Annotated in this window: 18 protein-coding genes; 8 read left to right on the forward strand and 10 right to left on the reverse strand. The window is 72.0% G+C overall.

The annotated features are described in order from the left end of the window. Positions 1 to 368: 368 nt before the first annotated feature. Positions 369 to 1,544, forward strand: coding sequence for a SigB/SigF/SigG family RNA polymerase sigma factor (locus BKA14_RS04595; protein ID WP_184949684.1), 1,176 nt, complete (start codon positions 369 to 371; stop codon positions 1,542 to 1,544). An 11-nt stretch (positions 1,545 to 1,555) separates the two neighbouring features. On the opposite strand, the gene BKA14_RS04600 is transcribed toward BKA14_RS04595, so the two are convergent. The 3 genes from BKA14_RS04600 to BKA14_RS04610 all read right to left on the reverse strand — a co-directional run bounded on the left by BKA14_RS04600 (position 1,556) and on the right by BKA14_RS04610 (position 5,005). Further along, on the reverse strand, positions 1,556 to 2,290 hold the full coding sequence (locus tag BKA14_RS04600) for an ATP-binding protein (protein WP_184949685.1): 735 nt from the start codon (positions 2,288 to 2,290) through the stop codon (positions 1,556 to 1,558). Between the two features lie 66 nt (positions 2,291 to 2,356). Further along, on the reverse strand, positions 2,357 to 4,207 hold the full coding sequence (locus BKA14_RS04605; RefSeq protein ID WP_184949686.1) for a CheR family methyltransferase: 1,851 nt from the start codon (positions 4,205 to 4,207) through the stop codon (positions 2,357 to 2,359). A gap of 57 nt (positions 4,208 to 4,264) precedes the next feature. Next, positions 4,265 to 5,005, reverse strand: a complete 741-nt coding sequence (locus tag BKA14_RS04610; RefSeq protein WP_184949687.1) for an ATP-binding protein — start codon at positions 5,003 to 5,005, stop codon at positions 4,265 to 4,267. A gap of 111 nt (positions 5,006 to 5,116) precedes the next feature. Here BKA14_RS04610 and secA2 point away from each other — a divergent pair, with 111 nt between their 5' ends. From secA2 to BKA14_RS04635, 5 genes are all read left to right on the forward strand, one after another. Further along, entirely contained in the window at positions 5,117 to 7,414 is a 2,298-nt protein-coding gene (secA2, locus tag BKA14_RS04615) for an accessory Sec system translocase SecA2 (protein ID WP_184949688.1), read from the forward strand. 408 nt (positions 7,415 to 7,822) lie between these two features. Continuing rightward, positions 7,823 to 8,383 carry a winged helix-turn-helix domain-containing protein gene (locus BKA14_RS04620; RefSeq protein WP_184949689.1) on the forward strand — a complete coding sequence of 187 codons (561 nt, stop codon included), beginning with the start codon at positions 7,823 to 7,825 and terminating at the stop codon, positions 8,381 to 8,383. Between the two features lie 22 nt (positions 8,384 to 8,405). Beyond that, positions 8,406 to 9,038: a nucleoside/nucleotide kinase family protein gene (locus tag BKA14_RS04625; protein ID WP_184949690.1), complete on the forward strand. Its 633-nt coding sequence runs from the start codon at positions 8,406 to 8,408 to the stop codon at positions 9,036 to 9,038. A 166-nt stretch (positions 9,039 to 9,204) separates the two neighbouring features. Beyond that, positions 9,205 to 9,621 carry a TraR/DksA family transcriptional regulator gene (locus tag BKA14_RS04630; RefSeq protein WP_184949691.1) on the forward strand — a complete coding sequence of 139 codons (417 nt, stop codon included), beginning with the start codon at positions 9,205 to 9,207 and terminating at the stop codon, positions 9,619 to 9,621. Between the two features lie 72 nt (positions 9,622 to 9,693). Beyond that, a complete protein-coding gene (locus BKA14_RS04635) occupies positions 9,694 to 10,575 on the forward strand; it encodes a DUF72 domain-containing protein (RefSeq protein WP_184949692.1) in 882 nt (293 codons plus the stop codon). On the opposite strand, the gene BKA14_RS04640 is transcribed toward BKA14_RS04635, so the two are convergent. Both BKA14_RS04640 and BKA14_RS04645 read right to left on the reverse strand, forming a co-directional pair. After that, positions 10,552 to 11,343: an aminotransferase class IV gene (locus tag BKA14_RS04640; RefSeq protein ID WP_184949693.1), complete on the reverse strand. Its 792-nt coding sequence runs from the start codon at positions 11,341 to 11,343 to the stop codon at positions 10,552 to 10,554. The two genes, BKA14_RS04635 and BKA14_RS04640, sit on opposite strands and share 24 nt — an antisense overlap. Beyond that, the gene (locus BKA14_RS04645; protein WP_184949694.1) at positions 11,325 to 12,071 is read right to left on the reverse strand and encodes a DUF72 domain-containing protein; all 747 of its coding nucleotides are present in this window, start codon (positions 12,069 to 12,071) and stop codon (positions 11,325 to 11,327) included. Before BKA14_RS04645 ends, BKA14_RS04640 begins: the two co-directional genes overlap by 19 nt. Before the next feature lie 92 nt (positions 12,072 to 12,163). Here BKA14_RS04645 and BKA14_RS04650 point away from each other — a divergent pair, with 92 nt between their 5' ends. Both BKA14_RS04650 and BKA14_RS04655 read left to right on the forward strand, forming a co-directional pair. Then, a complete protein-coding gene (locus BKA14_RS04650; protein WP_184949695.1) occupies positions 12,164 to 12,418 on the forward strand; it encodes a BatC protein in 255 nt (84 codons plus the stop codon). 2 nt (positions 12,419 to 12,420) lie between these two features. After that, on the forward strand, positions 12,421 to 13,668 hold the full coding sequence (locus tag BKA14_RS04655) for a cupin domain-containing protein (RefSeq protein WP_184949696.1): 1,248 nt from the start codon (positions 12,421 to 12,423) through the stop codon (positions 13,666 to 13,668). On the opposite strand, the gene BKA14_RS04660 is transcribed toward BKA14_RS04655, so the two are convergent. The 5 genes from BKA14_RS04660 to BKA14_RS04680 form a co-directional block, all read right to left on the reverse strand. After that, positions 13,665 to 14,375 carry a hypothetical protein gene (locus BKA14_RS04660; RefSeq protein WP_239092491.1) on the reverse strand — a complete coding sequence of 237 codons (711 nt, stop codon included), beginning with the start codon at positions 14,373 to 14,375 and terminating at the stop codon, positions 13,665 to 13,667. The genes BKA14_RS04655 and BKA14_RS04660 overlap by 4 nt on opposite strands. 346 nt (positions 14,376 to 14,721) lie before the next feature. Continuing rightward, positions 14,722 to 17,352, reverse strand: a complete 2,631-nt coding sequence (locus BKA14_RS04665) for an FtsK/SpoIIIE domain-containing protein (RefSeq protein WP_184949697.1) — start codon at positions 17,350 to 17,352, stop codon at positions 14,722 to 14,724. Continuing rightward, entirely contained in the window at positions 17,345 to 18,232 is an 888-nt protein-coding gene (locus BKA14_RS04670; protein ID WP_184949698.1) for a hypothetical protein, read from the reverse strand. The genes BKA14_RS04665 and BKA14_RS04670 overlap by 8 nt, the downstream gene beginning before the upstream one ends. A 4-nt stretch (positions 18,233 to 18,236) precedes the next feature. Further along, a complete protein-coding gene (locus tag BKA14_RS04675) occupies positions 18,237 to 18,497 on the reverse strand; it encodes a hypothetical protein (protein ID WP_184949699.1) in 261 nt (86 codons plus the stop codon). A gap of 225 nt (positions 18,498 to 18,722) precedes the next feature. Continuing rightward, the gene (locus tag BKA14_RS04680; RefSeq protein ID WP_184949700.1) at positions 18,723 to 19,922 is read right to left on the reverse strand and encodes an MFS transporter; all 1,200 of its coding nucleotides are present in this window, start codon (positions 19,920 to 19,922) and stop codon (positions 18,723 to 18,725) included. Positions 19,923 to 19,995 lie beyond the last annotated feature (73 nt).

Raw genomic sequence — 19,995 nt, forward strand, 5'->3', positions numbered from 1 at the left:
AGAACGGCGCCCCCCGTGCCGCGATGAGGACGCCGCTGGAAGCGCCCAACATGGGGCAGGTCAACCGTCCGCCCTCTGCCGGCATGTCGCCCGGCCCGGCTTCCGCCCACCACGAAAGCCCGGGTTCGGGTCCGCGTCCGGCGCGACCCAAGTTGGAGGCTCCCAACATGGGTCAGCTCAACAAGCCGCTCCACGATCGTGACCAGCCGGGTTCGCCGCATCAGCCGGAGCGGTGAATCCCGGCGGGGGTTGTTTGAGCGGCGGTCGCCTCGGGCAGTACGGTCTTGATGGACGATGCGGGCACCGTCCGGTCGTCCCCAAGACCTCGACGTCAGTGACGTCGGCCCGGGTTGGTGAGGGGAGCTTCGATGTCCGACGAACGCCCGGCCCTGTCCTCTGTGGAGGAGCTGGTCCGGGCGGCCGCTCCGGCCACCGAGGGCGGCCTGGAAGATCTGGACGCCGCCGCTGTCGCGTTCTCCGAGCGTGGCCGAGCCGCCTCCGACTCCGAGCGGGCTGCTCTGCGTGACGCCCTGACCCGGTTGTGTCTGCCGTTCGCGGGTCGTCTGGCCCGGCGTTACCGGGGCCGCGGCGAGTCCTCGGAGGACATCGAGCAGGTGGCGCGGCTCGGTCTGGTCAAGGCGATCGATCGCTACGACCCGGCTCGGGGTTCCTTCACGGCGTACGCGGTCATCACCATCTCGGGTGAGATCAAGCGGCATTTCCGCGACAAGACGTGGGGCGTGCACGTGCCGCGCCGCGTGCAGGATCTCAGCCTTGAGGTGGGGCACGCCACCATCGTCCTGACCAGCATGTTGTCGCGCACGCCGACCGCGGCGGAGATCGCCGGGCGGCTCGGGTTGACGCCGGAGGCCGTGCGGGAGGCTCAGGAGTCGGCCGCCGGGTATTCGCCGGCCTCGTTGAACGCCCCGATCGGGGGCGCCGGTGACGACGGCGCGGAGTTCGGTGATCTGCTCGGTTCCCCCGACGCCGACCTCGATCTGGTCGACGACCGGGTCACTGTGGCCGATCTGCTGTTGCGGCTGCCGGCGCGGGAGCGGCGGATGCTGGCGTTGCGGTTCTACGGCAACCGCACTCAGGCCGACATCGCCGCGGAGCTGGGCATTTCTCAGATGCACGTGTCGCGGCTGCTGACCCGGGCCCTGTCCTGGCTGCGCGAGGCGATGCTGAGCGACGTCCCGCCGCGCTGGGAGGGCGCCGACGACCGCGCCGAGCATCACCCGGTGCAGGTCGAGGCGGTGCGCGAGGGTGACACGGTCGTCGCCCGGGTGCGCGGTGAGGTCGACCGCGACACCGCCGAGCGGCTGCGGATCGGGCTGCGGCACGCGATCGCCCTGGGCGGCAAGGAGCGGGTGGTGATCGACTTGTCCGGGGTGCCGCTGCTCGACGCGGCCGGAGTCGCCGTGCTGGTCGACGCCGCGTCGGCGGCTGCGGTGGCCGAGGTGCCGCTGACCTTGACCGGCGCCCGCCCGTATGTGGCGGGCATCCTCAAGGTGACCGGCCTGGCCCGCCTGATGACCGCGTAAGGGCGTAAAGCCTAGACGGCCCGCCGCAGCGAGGCCCAGACCACCTTGCCGTCAGCTGTGGGCACGCAGCCCCACGTGTGCGCTGTCGCGTCGACCATGATCAGGCCGCGGCCCCGGCCGAACTCGGGTGGCGGCCCGACTGGCGGCCCCACCTCGTCGGGCGACCCGTCCCGGACGGCGACGTGCAGGTAGCGCGGGTGCAGTGTCAACCGCAACGTCATCATCGTGTGCGCGTGGTCGACGACGTTGCTGACCAGCTCGTTGGCGATGAGCCCGGCTGGGCCGACCAGATGCGGCAGGTCCCAGCGCAGGCAGGCGTCGGTGGCCAGGTCGCGGGCGTGCCGGGCGGCGCCGCTGATCGGCAGCAGTTCGTCGGTGATGGCGGGCACCGCCGCCGCGGGGTCGCCGGCCAGCCGCTCGCGGGCCGCGTCGAGGCTGCTGACCACGCTGAGCCGGCGGAAGGCGTACCCCTCGAGCAGTTTCCGGGTGGCCGACGGGGGTGCGCACAACACGATCGGGATGCTGGGCCATCGAGCGGCCTGCCGGCTGGCCGCGGTGAACACAGCGAGTGCCAGCGCGTCGGTCACGATCAGCCCGGCCAGGTCGAGCAGCAGGGCATCGGGTTGCTCGGCAAGCGATTTGAGCATGTTCGTGTGCAGCCGCGAAACCTCGCCGAGGTCGAGGGATCCGGACACGGTCGCGATCAGGTACCGGCCGTCGAATGCGGCCTCGTACGTGATCGCCATCTCCCAGCCCTTCGAGAGTCCGACAAGTAAGGCCGGTTACCCCCGCTTGGCCGGCCCTAAACCGAGTCAGCCGGGATCGACCGCTCCTGTCTCCATCACAATGATGGCACCCTCGGGTTGGGTGCCGCCCTCGCGGCGGCGCAGCGGAGTGCAGGCCACCCGCACCGAGATCGTGCGGCCACGCCGGTTCACTGCGTCGACCTGCAGTTCCCCGCCGCTGGCCTCGTTGCCCAGGGCGGACCGCAGGATCGGCCGCAGCCGCTCGATGGGCAGCCCGATGTCGAGGTTGAGGAAGTGCTGGCCGATCACTTCGCTCGACCGCAGGCCCCACAGGTCCTCGGCGCGGCGGTTCCACATCCGGATGCGCAGGTCGGGGTCGACCACCGCGACGCCGGCCTCCATACTGGTCAGCACCGTCTCGAGGAAGTCGTTGGCCTCGTCGAGCTGAGTGCTCGAGATGCGCAGCTGGTCGTTGATGCTCTGCAGCTCGTCGTTGGTGGACTGGAGCTCCTCGTTCATCGTCTCCAGTTCCTCGTTGGTCGACTGGAGCTCCTCGTTGGTGGTCTCCAGCTCCTCGACCGTCGACTGCAGTTCCTCGTTGGTGGTCTCCAGTTCCTCGTTGGTCGACTGCAGTTCCTCGTACGCCGCCTCGAGCTGCTGGTTGGCGTGCTCCAGCTCGTCCTTGAGGCGCCGGGAGGCGGTCACGTCGTGGAAGATCAGGTTGACCCCGAGCAGGCTGCCGTCCATGCCGGCCAGCGGGCTGATCTGCACCTCGAGGTTGATCTGCTCGCCGCCGCGCTGGTAGTCGACGTCGGGGATGCGCAGCGTGCGCCGTTCGAGCTGGGCCTGTTCGATGTAACGCCGCAGCTCGACGGGCCGGTAGGACAGGTCGAGGTCGCGGAACGGACGGCCGATGTCGCGGGAGGACACCCCGAACAGCTTCTCCAGCTGCCGGTTGGAGAGCGCCACGTGGCCGTCGGCGGTCAGCGTGAGCTGGGCCAGCGGGTTGGCCGCGAACGCCTCGTTGCGCAGCTCGTCGAGGCCGGTGACCGGGGCGCCGCTGTTGGCCGGCGGCTCGGCGAAGGCGATGCCGGGCCGGGCGTAGAGGCGCGGCACCCGGCGGAACACGCGGCGCTTGAGGTCGATCGGGGTGAACAGGCTGGCGTGGCTGAGCAGCATCTCGGCTTTGCCGAGGAACAGCACGCCCTCGTCGCGCAGCGCGAAGTGGAACCGGCCGAGGATCTTGGCCTGGGTCTCGGCGTTGAAGTACATCAGGGTGTTGCGGCAGGTCAGCAGGTCGATGCGGGAGATCGGGGCGTCCTGCACCAGGTCGTTGCGGCCGAAGATGACCGAGCGGCGCATGTCCTTGCGGAACGCCTGCCGGCCGTTGACCGGCTCGAAGTAGCGCTCGGCCAGTTCGGGCGGCACGGCCTCCATCTCGCGATCCCCGTACGTCGCCTGGCGCGCGTCGTTGAGCTGCTCCTCGTCGACGTCAGTAGCGTAGATCTTGACCCGGTCCTTGAACGCCTCCAGCCCGATCAGCTCGGCCAGCACCATCGCCAGCGTGTACGCCTCCTCGCCCGAGGCGCAACCGGCGCACCAGATCCGGATCGGCGCGTCGGCCGGTTTGGCCGCCAGCATCGGGCCCAGCACGTCCTTGGCCAGGTAGTCCCAGGCGTCGGGGTCGCGGAAGAAGGCGGTGACGTTGATCAGGATGGTGTTGAACAGCGTGGTGAACTCGTCCGGATGGACCTGCAGGTAGTCCACGTACTCCTGGTAGTCGGCCGCGCCGACCTGACTCATCCGCCGGTCGACCCGCCGGATCAGGCTGGATCTCTTGTAGCCCGTGAAGTCGAAGCCGCGCGACTCTTTCAGATAGACGAGCAGCGCTTCGAAGTGAGGGTCGGCGGGTTGCACAGGCAGACGCTACCGCACGTCACGTCGCGGGTACGCGCACAGCCCCGCGCGCGTGTGTCAGATCGTGCCGGCGCGCATCCGGGTCCACACGACCTTTCCGTCGGTCACCGGCAGCACACCCCAGGCATCGGTGAGATCCCGTACGAGCCGCAGCCCGCGCCCGCCGGGGTCGGACAGCCCGGCGTCGGTCGGCTTGGGCATCCGGCGGCTGCGGTCGCGCACGGTCATGCCGAGCCGGTCACCGCTGAGCGGCCGCAGGGTGAACTCCATGCTGGTGCGCGCGTGCCGCACGACGTTGGCCACGAGTTCGGTCGCGATCAGGGTGGCGGCCGGCGTGACACCGGTCCGTTGCCACGCCGCGCAGGCCTGGGCCACCAGGTGCCGCACCTGCCGGCAGGCTTCGGGCACGGGTCGCATGCGGACCCGGATGCGCGGCGGCACGGTCGCGGCACGGGCCGCGGCCAGCGCGCCCGCGAAGTCGCCGGCGAACCCGAGGCCGGCGCAGTCGGGCACGTCCGAGATCAGCGCCATGGTCCGCGGCCCGGCTCCGCACAGCACGACCGGCACGTCGGGCCATTCGGCGGCCTGGCACACGATCGCGCTCAGCGCGGACAGGCCGACCGGGTCGCCGATCCGCAGACCGGACACATCGAGCAGCAACACTGTCGGCTGGTCGGCCAGCCGCAGCCGGACCGCCTGCTGAAGCGAGTCGCCGGTGACCTGATCGAGGGTGCCGCTGACGCGCAGCGCGGCGACCGGGAACCCCCGTTCCGGCCGGCACACGAGCTGACTCGGCACCCTGCCTCCCCTGGAACGACGGACCTGCCGAGACAAGGTGCCCAGAACGGGGTGTTTACAAACGGACGGTCGTCACCAAGCTTCCAGGAAAATGAAGTACCGTAGCCCGCCATGGGTGTGTCGCAGCGGCTGAAGAGCCGGTTTCGCAAGTTCCTGCAGCGTCCGGGCACAACGGTCGACCTCGCACCGTTCTCGAAGCGCCTGCCGGCCATCGACGCTCGTGAAGAGGCGTTGCGGGAGCTCGACGACGAGGCGCTCACCGCCGCCGCCCGCGAGGCCACCGATTTCACCGAGCTGTGCGCGATCGGCCGTGAGGCCGCGTTCCGGGCGATCGAGCAGCGGCCGTACGACGTGCAGCTGCTCGGTGTGATGGCGCTGCTCTCCGGCAAGGTCGCCGAGATGGCCACCGGTGAGGGCAAGACGCTGACCGCCACCATCGCGGCGTACGGACACGTCCGTCTGGGCCACGGCCCGGTGCACGTGCTCACCGTCAACGACTATCTGGCCCGTCGCGACGCCGAGTGGATGGCGCCGATCTACAAGCTGCTCGGCCTGACCGTCGGCTGGGTCACCGAGGCGTCGACCCACGAGGAACGCCGCGAGGCCTACCTGGCCGACGTGACCTACGTGTCGGTCAGCGAGGCCGGCTTCGACTACCTGCGCGACCAGCTCGTCACCGACGTGGAGGACCGGGTGCAGCGCGAGCTGGCCACGGGCATCGTCGACGAGGCCGACTCGATCCTGATCGACGAGGCCCGCGTGCCGATGGTGCTGGCCGGCAGCATCTCCACCGAGAGCGACCCGGTGCACGAGGCGGCGGGCCTGGTGCGCGAGCTGCGGGCGGGCAAGGACTACGAGGTGGCCGAGGACGGCCGCAGCGTGGCGTTCACCGACGCCGGCCTCAAGAAGATCGAGGAGCAGCTCGGCGGCGTCGACCTCTACGCCGACGACCAGGTCCAGCAGCTCTCCGCGGTCAACGTGGCGCTGCACGCGCATGCCCTGTTGCGCCGCGACATCGACTACATCGTGCGCAACGGCTCCGTCGAGCTGATCGACGAGATGCGCGGCCGCGTGGCCCAGCGCCGTCGCTGGCCCGACGGTCTGCAGGCCGCGGTCGAGGCGAAGGAGGGCCTGAGCGCGACCGCCGAGGGCGAGGTGCTCAACACGATCACCGTGCAGGCCTACATCGCGCTCTACAAGACGGTCTGCGGCATGACCGCCACCGCCGTGCACGTCGGCGAGCAGCTCCGGGAGTATTTCAAGCTCGAGGTCGCGGTCATCCCGTCCAACGCCCCCAACATCCGCGAGGACGAGCCCGACCGTATCTACTCCGCGCACGAGACGCGCGACGAGGCGCTGGTCGAGGAGATCAAGCTGGCCCACGAGAAGGGCCGCCCGGTGCTGGTCGGCACGCTCGATGTGAAGGCGTCCGAGCTGCTGGCCAAGCAGCTGGCCGCGGTCGGGGTGCCGTCGAACGTGCTCAACGCCAAGAACGACGCCGAGGAAGCGGGGATCATCGCCGAGGCGGGCGCCAAGGGCGCGGTCACCGTCTCGACCCAGATGGCCGGCCGCGGCGTCGACATCCGGCTCGGCGGCAGCGACGAGGCCGACCGCGACGAGGTCGTCGAGCTGGGCGGCCTCTATGTGATCGGGGCCGGCCGGCACGACAGCCGTCGCGTCGACGATCAGCTGCGCGGCCGGGCCGGCCGGCAGGGCGACCCGGGTGGCTCGGTCTTCTTCGTCAGCCTCGAGGACGAGCTGGTCACCCGGCACGCCGGCGACATCCTGCCCGCCTCGCCGCGGATGGACATGGACGGTGTCGTCCACGACGAGCAGGTGGAGTACGCGGTCGAGCACGCCCAGCGGGTCGCCGAGGGCGTCAACCACGAGATCCATCGCAACACCTGGCGTTACAGCGTCGTCATCGAGCAGCAGCGGGTGGCCCTGGCCGAGCGGCGCGAACGCCTGCTCACCTCCGAGGTGGCCGCGATCATGCTGCTCGAGCGTTCGCCCGAGAAGGCCAAGGAGACCGACGAGGACGTCCTGTCCGACGCCGCCCGGGCCATCGCGCTCTATCATCTGGACCGGCTCTGGGTCGACCACCTGGCCGAGCTGAGCGAGGTGCGCGAGGGTGTGCACCTGCGCGCGCTGGGCAAGCTCGACCCGCTCGACGAGTTCCACCGGGCGGCCGTCCCGGCCTTCCAGAAGCTGCTGCTCGACGTGGAGGCGCGCACCATCGAGGCCTTCGAGGAGGTCGACCTCAGCGAGGGCTGGGAGCCCGACCGCGCCAAGATCGTGCGGCCGAGCGCCACCTGGACGTATCTGGTGCACGACAACCCGTTCGGCTCGGAGCTCGACCGGCTCATCGCGGCCGTGGGCCGGCGTCTCATCTCGGGCGGCAACAACTAATTGCACGAAGAAGAACCCGGGCGTTCCCCTCGCGGGACGTCCGGGTTTCTTATTGCACCGAGTACGAAGAATGCATCGTGATCGGTGTGTGTTGCGTCTCAGAGATATGCCCGAACGGGCCGCGCGCGATGGGCATCCGCGCACGCTTTGGCCAGCGCAAACACAGGCGGTCCAGGTGGTGTGCCGAGTTACCCCAGCCAGATGCGCGTTCGGCAATGCTTAATCAGTCTGACAGAATCTGTTGGGGAAATGCATTTTCCGCAGTCAAGGCGGACGTGGAACGATTTTCCCACAGTGTGGTTGGCGGGTTGACCGGCCAACGGCGCTGGCGGAAATATCGTCCGCGGCTTTACGGAGGGTGATCGGTCGTATTCGGTTGCCAAGACGTATTTCAGGGGGATCAACTAAATGCCGGCCAGTGCGCTTTCACCACGGCTCGCCCGCCATGCCACCGGACCGGGCCGCGGTTCCACCGCCGTCCGCCGGCCGTCGGAACCCGCCCTGACCGTCACGGTCGCCATCCCGCTGACCGGTGACACCATCTCTCCGCAGGCCCACAAGCTCATCGAGGCCGTCCGCGAGCTCGTCGAGGTCAGCCAGGGCACCGTGCAGCTCGAGCCGGCCGTCGCGCCCGCCCCCGAGCCCGAGCCCGAGCCGGCCGCGGGGCCCGAGGTGCGCCTGCTCACCGGCACCCGGCAGGTCGTCGTCGACGGCGAGCCGCTGCCGCTGACCCGCCTCGAGTTCGACCTGCTGCTGTTCCTGGCCGAGCGGCCGCGCCGGGTCTTCACCCGCGCCCAGCTGCTGACCGGCGTCTGGGGCTACGACCACACCGGCGAGCGCACGGTCGACGTGCACGTGCGGCGGCTGCGCCTCAAGCTCGGCGGCGCCGTACCGCTGATCACCACGGTCTACGGGGTGGGTTACCGGCTCAGCGACGACGCCCACGTCTTGATCAAGCCGAACGAGTAGGGCGCGGGTAGCCTTCGACGGCGTGCGCGTCCGTCCGATTTCGGCCGAGGTTCTGGTCGAAGAACTTGCCGATCTGTTGATATGTCGGGAACCCGACAGTTACCTCCGGGTCGCCCTCGACGGCGCCCCGGCGGCCCGCCCCGATGCGTTGGCCGACGCCCTGGTCGACCCGTTGCGGGCCCGCGGCCGTCCCACCGTACGGATCGATACCGCCGACTTCCTGCGACCTGCCTCACTGCGGCTGGAGTTCGGCCGGGACAACTCCGACTCGTACTACCTGGGCTGGTTCGACGAGGCCGGGCTGGCCCGCGAGGTGCTCGGCCCGGCCGGCCCGGGCGGCTCCGGGCGCGTACTCACCCGGCTCTGGGACGCGCACACCGACCGGTCCGCCCGCGAGCCCTACCGGACGCTCGCGCCCGGCGCGATCCTGCTGGTCAGCGGTCCTCTGCTGCTCGGCGGCGGCCTGACCTTCGACGTCACCGTGCACCTGGAGATGTCGGCTCCGGCGCTGGCCCGGCGCACCCCCGGCGACATCGCCTGGACCCTGCCCGCGTTCCAGCGGTACGCGGACGAGGTTTCCCCGGCCTCGTTCGCCGACGTCGTCGTCCGCGTCGATGATCCACGGCATCCCGCAATGGTCCTCGAACGTTCATGACGCGAGTCTGTGGCGGATCCGAACACCGACAGTTATGCTCCGGTTACTTTTTTAGCGGAGGCCCCGTTTGGGATCTTCGGCGGCGGGTATCAGCCCGGCTCCACGGTGCGATGGGGTCGAGCCTCGGGGGACCGCCGGCAGGGGCAGAGGAAGGCAGGGGGAGCACATGCTCGTCAATGGAGCGGTAATCACGGGCAAGGGCGCCGCCAAGGGCCGGACGGCGGAGGAGATCGACCAGATCCGCACGGTCCTGCGGGGCCGGTTCGACGACCTGAGCGCCGAGTACGAGGAGGCTCTCGCCGAGAACCAGAAGCTCCGGCTGGCCGAGATGGGCGACTCCGCCGGGGACGACCAGGCCGACAGCGGTTCCAAGACCGCCGAGCGCGACGCCGCCTCGTCACTGCTGCGGACCCTGAGCGACCGGCGCACCCAGGCCGAGCACGCGATGCAGCGGCTCGAGGAGGGCACCTACGGCAACTGTGAGGGCTGCTCGAACCCGATCCCCTGGGAGCGGCTCGAGATCTTCCCCTCGGCCACCACGTGCGTGCACTGCAAGCAGAACCGCGAGCGCCGGGCCGGCTAGCCGCGGGACGATGCATCCGGGTCCGCCGCCCTGTCGCGGCGGACCCGCTGTATCCGGGGTTACCGTGAGCGCATGGGCACGATCCAGATCGGCACCGCCTCGTGGACCGACCGGACGCTGCTGGCCTCGGGGTGGTATCCGGCGAGCGCCGACACCCCCGAGAAGCGACTGGCCTACTACGCCGGCCAGTTCCCGGTGGTCGAGGTCGACTCGACGTATTACGGACCGCCGGCCGAGCAGACGAGCCGGCTCTGGGCGCAGCGCACCCCCGACGGCTTCACCTTCAATATCAAGGCGTTCAGCCTGCTGACCGGTCATCCGACCAAGGTGTCGGCGATCTACAAGGACCTGCGGCCCGAGACGGACAAGAAGAACATCTACCCCGGTGATCTGCCGGCTCAGGCATACGAGGAAGTCTGGTCCCGGTTCCTGTCGGCCCTCGACCCGCTGGCCGAGGCGGGCAAGCTGGGCGCGGTGCTCTTCCAGTTCCCGCCGTGGTTCGGCATCCGCAAGTCCAACAAGGAATACCTTCTCGAGGTCGCCGCCCGCTGCCGGCCGATCCGGCCGGTGTTCGAGTTCCGCAACGCCAGCTGGTTCGACGGCGCCAACCAGAACGAGACCCTCGACTTTCTGCGCGCCCACAAGCTGGCCTTCGTCGGCGTCGACATGCCTCAGGGGCACAAGAGTTCGGTGCCGCCGGTGCTGGCCGCCACCGCGGGCCTGGCCGTGGTGCGCTTCCACGGCCACAGCGACAAATGGACCAGCAAGGACATCCACGAGAAATTCGGCTACGAGTACTCGCGCCAGGAACTGGCCGCGTGGGCGCCGCGCCTGAGATCGCTGGCCGCCGAGGCCGACACGACCCAGGTCTTCATGAACAACTGCTACTCGGACTACGCCCAGCGCAACGCCACCGAGCTGATCGAGCTGCTAGATGGCGTCGAAGGGGACTGAGGCCCACGTCTCGGTCATGATCGCGGCCAGTTTGTCGCCGGCCGGGTACTTCAGGTCGTCGATCGAGGCGATCTCCTGCCGCACGGTGCGCGAGTTGACGGCGACGGCCCCGGTGAAGTCGGGCAGCTCCGACGCCGGCACCGGGCGGATCGTCCACGGCACCCCCTGCATCGTCATGGCGATCTGCAGCAGCACCATCGTGACGCCCTTGAGCATCGGCGCCTGCGGCCACACCACCTCGTCGCCCTTGAGGAACGCCACGTTCCACGTCGTGCCCTCGCGCACCAGCCCGTCCGGGCCGACCGAGAGCGCGTCGTCGAACCCGGCCGCCACGGCCAGCCGCTGCGCCCGCCACTGGGCCATCGTGGCCGCGTGCTTGTGCTCGGGCCAGTCGCGCCGGTACGCCGGGTCGATGCGCACCCGGATCGGCGGCTGCGGCTCGTCGCTCCCCGGGTCGCCCACCGCCACCACCACGTCGGGCGGCCCGACGAGGTCGGCCCCGGGCACGTAGGAGACGCGGACCGAGGCGTCCGTCGCGCCGTCCAGCGCATGCAGGATGAGCTCACGCAGCCGGTGCTCGTCGTCGAGGCCGGGCCGCCACCCGAAGAACTCCTCGTTGCCGTCGGCCAGCCGGGCGAAATGCAGGGCCAGACCCCGTACGCCCCCCGCCCGCACCTGCATCGAGGTGAAGTGGCCGTAGTTGAGCGTGGCCATGCGGAGCGTGTCGGCGGTGTCCGGGGCCCGGCCGTTCAGTTCGAGGAAGCGCACGTCATCACCTTAAGGCCCCGCCTCACCGCCATAGCGGACATCGTGTCGGCATCGGTCACGGCCGCCCCGCCGGGATCGTTGTTGAAATACACGAAATTGTCCCGTACGGGGGGAAGCCGCTCCAGCCACGACGCGAGCGCGCCCCGCCCGTAGCGCGGCCACGGTTCGGCCCGCCCCTCGTGCAGGCGCAGATAGCCGAAATCGGCGGTCGTCCACAGCGGAGTGATCGGGCGGCCCTTCCGGTCGGCCCAGCACAGCGCCGCGTTGTGCCCTTCCAGCAGCCGGCGGCAGTCGTCGGTCCACCACGTGTCGTGCCGCGGCTCGACCGCCACCCGCGTCCCGGCCGGGATCAGCGACAGCGTCTCGTCCAGCGCGTCCAGGTCGGCCTTCATCGTGGGCGGCAGCTGCAGCAGTACCGGGCCGAGCTTGTCGCCCAGCGCACTCGCCCGCTCGAAGAACCGGGACACCGGCTCGGCCGGCTCGCGCAGCCGCTTGATGTGGGTCAGGTAGCGGCTCATCTTCACCGCGACGCAGAACCCATCCGGGGTGCGCTGACGCCACTGCTCGAACGTCGACCGCTCGGGCAGCCGGTAGAACGCGTTGTTGACCTCGACGGTGGGGAAGTGCCCGGCGAAGTGCTCCAGCCACAGCCGCTGCGGCAGCTTCGGCGGATAGAGCCGGCCCTTCCAGTCCCGGTACTGCCAGCCGGAGGTTCCGATCCACAGCATCCGGGCCGGATACCCCGGTCACAGGCCGGTTAGACCTGATGATCACGGGGTACCTCGCCGGTGCTGTCACGTCCACCGAACAAGGAGTTCCCATGGCACTGAACGACGACGACATCACTTCGGCCTCGGGCACCGGCGCGGGCGAGGGTCCGGCCGACGGTGGCGCGAACCCGGGCGGTCACGACGGCGGCGCGGACGGGTCGGCGGGCGAGGGTCCGGCCGACGGCGGCGCGAACCCGGACGGTCACGACGGCGGCGCGGACGGCAGCGCCGACGGCGAGGGCCCGGCCGACGGTGGCGCCAACCCCGGCGGTCACGACGGCGGCGCCGACGGCTCCGCGAACTGACAATGCCCGGAACCACGAACGACGCGCCGGGCGGCTCCCGCCCGGCGCTGTCGCGCGCCGTGGCCGTCGAGCCGGGCAAGTTCGCCGCCGCGTACTGGGGGCGGGCCCCGCTGCTCTCCCGGGCCGGTGAGCTGGCCGGGCCGGACGGCTTCGCCGACCTGCTCTCCCCGGCCGCGGTCGATGAACTCCTCAGCCGGCGCGGGCTGCGCACTCCCTTCCTGCGCGTCGCCCAGCAGGGCAAGGTGCTGCCGGCCGGCCGCTTCACCGGCGGCGGCGGGGCGGGCGCCGAGATCGGTGATCAGGTCGTCGACGACCAGGTGATGCGGATCTACGCGGAGGGCGCCACCCTTGTCCTCCAGGGCCTGCACCGCCTGTGGCCGCCGCTGATCGACTACAGCCGCCGCCTGGGCGCCGAGCTGCGCCGGCCGCTGCAGGTCAACGCCTATCTGACCCCGCCCGGCAGCCAGGGTTTCAGCACCCACTACGACACGCACGACGTGTTCGTGCTGCAGGTCGACGGGACCAAGCGCTGGCGGCTGCACGAGCCGGTGCTGGCCGACCCGCTGGAGAAGCAGGCCTGGGGCGGGCACGCCGACGAGGTGGCCGCGACCGCGCAGGGCGAACCCGCGATGGACATCGTGCTCTCCCCGGGTGACGCGCTCTACCTGCCGCGCGGCTGGCTGCACTCGGCCGAGGCGCTCGGTCACCGGTCGCTGCACCTGACCATCGGCGTACGGGCCCTCACCCGCTACGCCGTGGTCGAGGAGCTGCTGGCGCTGGCCGCCGCGGACGGGCGTTTGCGGGCCACCCTGCCGTACGGGGTGGATGTCGCCGACCCCGACGCGATCGAGCCTGAACTGACCGAGACCGTCGAAGCGCTGCGGGACTGGCTCACCGGTGTCGAACCGGCCGAGGTGGCCGCGCGGCTGCGGGCCCGGGACTGGCCCTCGGCCCGGCCCGAACCGGTCAGCCCGCTGGCCCAGCTGGACTTCGCAGCCGGGCTCGGCGCCGACGACCGGGTGCGGATGCGCGAAGGGCTGCGCTGGCAGCTCGCCGGCGACGGGCCCGAGCACGTGGTGCTGCGCCTGGTCGGGCGCACGATGCGGTTCCCGGCCTACTGCGCGCCGGCTCTGCGGGCAGCGTTCGGCCCCGACCCCGTACGGGTGGGGGATCTGCCCTTGGAGGACGACGCCGACAAGCTGGTGCTGGCCCGGCGGCTGCTCCACGAGGCCCTGGTCGTGCCCGCCTAGGTGGTGCGCAGCAGGGCCACCAGCACACCGGCCGTGACCAGGCCGGTGATCAGCACAGTGGCCACCGTCGCGGCGTCCAGTCCGGCCCCGCGGCGGTCGGCCACCCGCTTGGCCCCGACCACTGCCAGCACCGGGCAGGCCAGCAGCACGAGCAGCGCCACCACGGGCAACGCGTCCTTCCACGTGCCGTCCGTCGCGCCGCCGCCGTTCTCGCGCAGCACGTGGTTGCCGATCGCGCCGGCCACTCCGCCCAGGAACCCGAACACCGCGAACAGCATCTTGACGCCGCTGTTGATCGGGCGGGCCGGGGCCGAGTACTTCACCTTCGTGGCCACCTCGTCGAGGTAGTCGCCGGCCTCCCGATCGCTGCGCTGCCGGGGGATGGCGGCCGGGGGCACCGTACGCCCGTAGCGCTCCGCCACCGGCCCCACCTTGTGCACGTATTCCGACCACAAGCCCGCGGCCCGCGCGTCGACCTCCTCCAGGCGGCGCTGCGCGAACGACACGGCTTGCTTGGCCTCCGCGACGGCCTGCTCGGCGCCCTGCACGGCCTCGTCGGCCGCGGCCAGCCGGCCCTCGTGCCACTGCTCGGCCTCGGCCCGCAGCACGGCCGCCTCCTCGTCGAGCGTGGTCAACCGGCGCAGCACGCTGCGGTAGTCGGCGGTCTCGAAGTCGGCCGGCTGCAGTCCCCCCTGCGCGTGCGTCACGATCTGAGCCTCCTGGGCATGCCCTCCTGGCCCTCACGGGCGAGGCCGTCCGGATGTGCGGCTGCGTGAGGCTCGGTGCGGTCGGTCATGCTGGGCCTCCTGGGCATGCCCTCCTGGCCCTCACGGGCGAGGCCGTCCGCGCGTCCGGCTGCGTGAAGCTCGGTGCAGTCGGTCATGCTGAGCCCCCTGGGCATGCCCTCCTGGCCCTCACGGGCGAGGCCGTCCGCGCGTCCGGCTGCGTGAAGCTCGGTGCAGTCGGTCATGCTGGGCCTCCTGGGCATGCCCTCCTGGCCCTCACGGGCGAGGCCGTCCGCGCGTCCGGCTGCGTGAAGCTCGGTGCAGTCGGTCATGCCACACCGTACGGGATGATGACCTCCGCGCCGCGGTGCACCGAGCGGTCGAAATGCAGGGCGCGCCAAGGCCGGGGGTACCAGGCGGGGGCGCCGGTGCCCGGGTAGAACGGCGCGAGCTCGCTGCCGTGCACGTCGAGCGCGACCCAGGCGCCGATCGCGTCGGTACGTGAGCCGGGGCCGCCCAGCGCGTCACGCAGCAGGCCCGCCCCGCGCCACCAGCCCGCCACGTGGATGCGCCGCTCCGGGCCCTGCCGCAGGATCGTGCGCAGCTGCTCGGCCGCGCCCTTGCCGCCGGGCAGCGCGTCGGCCGCGTAGATGAACAGGAAGTGGTGCCGGTCGGCGGGCCAGGACGCCGCTGCCTCGGCCGCCGCCTCCTCCAGGATCCAGTCGGCGTTCTCCTGCTCGTACCACCCGCAGTCGGGCAGCGTCTCGCACAGCGCCTTGGCCGCCGGGCGGGCGTCCGGGTCGAGGCACAGGATCGAGAAGCGGGCGCTCTCCTTCGGGAACTGCGCGGCCAGCGACAGGGCGGCCGTGGCCAGCACCGCGCACGCCTCCTCCAGGCGGGTGCCGAGCACGGCCAGGTTGCGTCCGGGTGCGCGCCGCAACACCGTACGGGCGGATCGGGCCTCGACGTCGATCGTCTCGCCCAGCAGCACCACCGGCGCCGGGTTGGCCTCAGCCGGGCCCAGCCGCCGGAAGTCGGGGCTGTCGGCCAGCCGGGGCACCACGTCACCGTCGAACAGCCGCGGCGGGCCCAGGTCGGCCGGGCGGCGCCGCCACAGCCGGTGCTGCAGCGCGTTCCACCGTTCCCGGTCGCCCGCGGCGGGCACCCGCACGACCCGGTTGGCCTCGACCGCGCCCGAGTCGGCGTTGACCACCGCGTGGTAGCGGGGCAGCGACTCGGCCGCGGTGTTCTGCTCGGCCAGCACCCGCCGGGCCCGGGGCAGCGCGATGCGCAGCGAGAACTGCGCGACCAGCGCCGGCCGGCCCCACAGCGCCTCGATGCCGGACACGTCCTGGCTGGCCAGGATCAGGTGAATGCCCTGCGAGCGGCCGCGGCGGGCCAGGTCTTCGAGCAGGTCGACGGCCTCCTTCTCGACCGCGTCGCGCCCGGACAGCAGCACCTGGAACTCGTCGATCACGGCCACGATCCGCGGCCACGAACCCTGCGGATCCTCGGCCCGCAGCTCGGCCAGGTTGGTGACCTCGTGCCGTTTCGCCGCGTCGGCCCGCCGGCGCAGCTCGTCGCCCAGGAACCGCAGCAGGGCCAGCCCGAACTCGCGGTCGGTGTTGACGTTGACCCCGACCAGGCGCACGTGCGGCAGCCAGGTCTGGTCGCGCCGGCCCGGGGCGAACCGCGCGAACGACACGCCCTCCTTGAAGTCGAGCAGATAGAAGGCCAGCTCGGCGGGGGAGTAGCGGGCGGCCAGGGCGCCCATCCAGGCGTAGATCAGGTTGGTCTTGCCGGTGCCCGACGGGCCGGCGATCAGGGCGTGCGGCGGATAGTCGGACAGGGTCACCGGCACGGGCATGCCCTGCGGGCTGTCACCGAGCGGCGCGGTCAGCCCGGTGGCCGCGCTCTCCTGCCACTCCACCTGGGGCAACAGGCTGTCCAGGGCTACCGGTGCGGGGCCGGCCGCGACTGCCTCGGCGATCCGGCGGCACGTCGCCGCCACCACCGCCTGCGGCGGGCCGGGATCCAGCCGTACGGGCAGAGCGCCCGCGCTGCTCATCCGGGCGCGGTCGCCCGGCTGCGCGGTGATGAACTCGACGCCGTCGGTGGCCGCCACCGGCATGCCCTGGATGACCAGGTGCACGCCGCAGGCCGCCCCCGTGCGCAGCAGGCGCTGCAGCTGAGCCTGCTCGGCCCGGCTGAGCTCGCCCGCACCGAGCAGCACGGCGATCCGCCACGGCTCGGGCCGCCGGTGGGTGGCCGCGTTCAACTCGCGCAGCGACGTGTATTCGCCGGCCAGCACCGTCTCGTTGATCCGGCGCACCTGATCGGTCAGGTCGTCGAGCAGCGCGCCCAGCCCGCCCGGCCCGACGAAGGTGAGCACGTTGGCCGGTGCCAGCGGGGCAAACCGGGCCAGCCCGCCGCCCAGATGCTCGGGGTCGTAGCCGATCAGCTGCACCGCCCCCGGCGGCGCGGTGCCCAGCGCGCGCAGCAGCAGCCCGGCCACCACCTCGTCGCCCAGCGTGCGGTCGCCGCGCACCACGACGTGGCCGCGGTCGAGCAGGGGGACGAGCGCCGGCACGTCCTCCGGGTGCGGCAGCAGCAGCCGGCCGACGCGCAGCTCGGCGGCCCGGTCGAGCGGGGTCGCCTGCCAGTCGTCCCACGGGTCACCGGCGGCGCCGGGGGCGGCCCGGTCGGCGGCCGCGGCGGCCGCGCCCGCGTAGGCGGCCAGGTCGGTCTTGTGCTGATGGTCGATCTCGGCCATCCGGGTCTCCAGCGCCCCGGCCAGCTTGGCCCGCCGGGCCTGGGCCGCCTCGACCACCCGGCGGCGGCGTTCGACGGCCCGGCCGTATTCGTAGCGGGCGGCCTCGAGGGCGTTCGCGGCGGCGCCGAGCGCGTGCGACAGCCCGGCCCGGATGTCCATCACCTGCTGCGCGGTCGAGTCAGACATGGGTGCCCCGACCGGTGTCGGGAGTGGGCCGCGGCACGGGATCGGGGGCAGACGGGTCCAGCGAGCCGGCGTCGCGGCCCAGGCGGGCCAGCAGCACGCCGGTCAGCACGCCGGCCGTGACCGCGCTGTCGGCCGGGTGGTTGGGGGCCTTCGGCTGCCCGCTCGCAGGCACCCGGCAGATGCGTTCGATCAGCGTCTCCAGGACGGCCGGGGAGGTGCCCGGCAGCAGCGACTTGACCCGGCCCTCGGCGGCCGAGCGCAGCTTGGGCACATCCTCGGGGCGGGGCTCGTGGCCGAGTAGATCGCCGGCCAGGCGGTGCAGTACGGGGGAGCTGACCGCGGACAGGGCGAGCCCGGTCGAGGCGTTGACTCCGTGCAGGTCGCGCCCGAGGCGGGCGCGGTCGCCGGCCCGTACCCCGTTCGCCACTCGGCGCAGCAGCTCGGCCGTGTCCGTGCCCTCAGGCTTGTCCGGTTCATCGGGCGCGGGCTCGCCGGTCAGTTGAGTGACTCTCTTCTGCCACCAGGGGCCCAGCTGCTCGGTCTGCTCCCGGGCCTCCTCCGGCTGCCGGTCGGGCTTCTGCTCGAGGCCGGCCTTCCAGTCCCGGTCGGGTGGCGCGGCGCCCTCGCCTGCGAGGCCGATGCTCGCGAGGTAGCGCGCGATCGAATCCTGCGCGAGACGCAGCGCGGCCGCGGCCTGCTCGGCGTGCTCGGTCGCGTTGCCCAGCTGCGGCACCCCCATCGGGTCCTGCGACGTCTCCCGCACCCACGTCAACAGCTCCGTGGCGCTGCGCAGCTTCTCCAGCGCGACCGTGATCTGACCGGTGGGCAGCTCGTCCGAGGTCGCGCGGAGCCGGGCGCCGAGGTCCTGGATCAGAGACATCTCGTCAGAGGGTCGCCGTGTACTGCTGGGCCTGCTCGACCGCGACCAGCGTGGCGCCCAGGCACTCCTCGAGGGACTGATCGGCCTGTGACAGCTGGGCGTGCGCGGCGCCCACGGCGTCGTTGCCGCTGCCGTCGAGCGCGGCGGCCAGGCTCTGCTGGGCCTCACCGAGCTTCTCGCGGGCCGCCTGTATCGCCTGCTGGCCCTCGGTTACCTGCTGCAACGCAGCATCGACAGCCGCTTTGACCTCGGCGACACTGGCCACCCGTGGAGCCTCCTGCTGTACGGAACCCGACTGTCGAACCCAGACTACTGCCCTGTCCCTGGCCGCCGATGGGGGCCGCCCCTCGGAGCGTCCCTGTTGGACAGCCACTCCAGGGCTGGGATCCGGAGCTGCGAACCCGACCCTGAATGAACAGGAATGAATCCTGAGAGTGACAGTCCGGCGGCACCTGCGGGAAGAGTACGCCCGCCTTGCGAGCCCTCACATTCACCCCCGGGCGTGGATCTCACCACCCCCTGGTGATCTTTGGTGCGCCACCGCGAGCATCGCGACGATCGCCGGCACGGCCACCGCCGGGGCGAAGGCGAACCCCGCCCGCACGCCCATATCGGTCAGCGGCCCCGCCACCGCCGCCCCCAGCGCGCTGCCCACGCTGAACGCCGTCATGATCCAGGCGAACGCCTCCACTGCCGTGCCCGCCGGGGCCAGCCGGTCCGCGGCCAGGAACACGGCGGTCAGCACGGGCGGCAGCATCAGCCCGCTCAGGATCAGCAGCACGGTCATAGCCGCCGTGCCCGGGGCGATGAGCAACGGCAGATAGCCGACGGTGAAGATTGCGGTCAGCACGGGCAGGCGCCGGGGCCCGCCGGGCGTGACGCGCGTGTAGATCAGGCCGCCCACCAAGGCGCCCCCGGCCTGCGCGGCCAGCAGCCAGCCGCTCAGCGACCGGTCGCCCGCGGCCTCGGCGTAGCCGGTGAGCACGACCGGGATGCTGCCCACCGCCGCGCCCACGAACGCCACCCCGCCGACCATGGTGGCCAGCCGTCCCGACCGCAACGGGCCCGCCCAGTGGCGCCGAGCCGGAGTTCCCCGCCATTCCCGTACGGCCGGGGCGCGCACGAAAGCGACCACGCCGATCAGTTGGAGCAGGGCCGCGGCGTACAGGCCCGCGGCGGTCCCGCCGACGGCCACGGCCCCGAGGGTGACGAGCGGCCCGGCCACGAAGATGACCTCCTGCACGGCGATGTCGAGCGCGTACGCGGCGTGGACCGTGTTCGGCGGGACCAGCGCGGGCCAGAGGGCGCGCAGGCACGCCTCCATCGGCGGGGTGCCCAGCCCGGCCAGCGCGGCCCCGGCGGCGATCACGAGCGGGCGGCCGGGCGCGGAAGCGGCGATCAGGTAGCCGGCCGTGGAGAGGGCGGCCGAGCCGTACAGGACGGGTGGCTGACGCCGGCGGTCTACGGCGCGGGCCAGCACGGGGGCGCCGACGGCCATGCCCGCGGTGAAGACGGCGACCAGCGCGCCCGCGACGGCCAGGCTGAGCGAATCGCGGGCGAACAGCAGCAGGGCCAAGGGTGAGGCGGCCAGGGGGAGGCGGCCGACCTGACTGGCGGTGAGGACCAGGGGGACGTACGGGCGGCGCAGGACTGCGCGGGCGCCGATGCGCTCGGCGGGTGGCGTGGACATGAGCGGACTCCGTTTTCCGACTGTGCGACAAACGGCGAACCCGGGCCCTGTGGACAACCCGTTCCCGATCACT

The sequence above is a fragment of the Paractinoplanes abujensis genome, assembly GCF_014204895.1.
GTDB classification, from domain to species: Bacteria; Actinomycetota; Actinomycetes; order Mycobacteriales; family Micromonosporaceae; genus Actinoplanes; species Actinoplanes abujensis.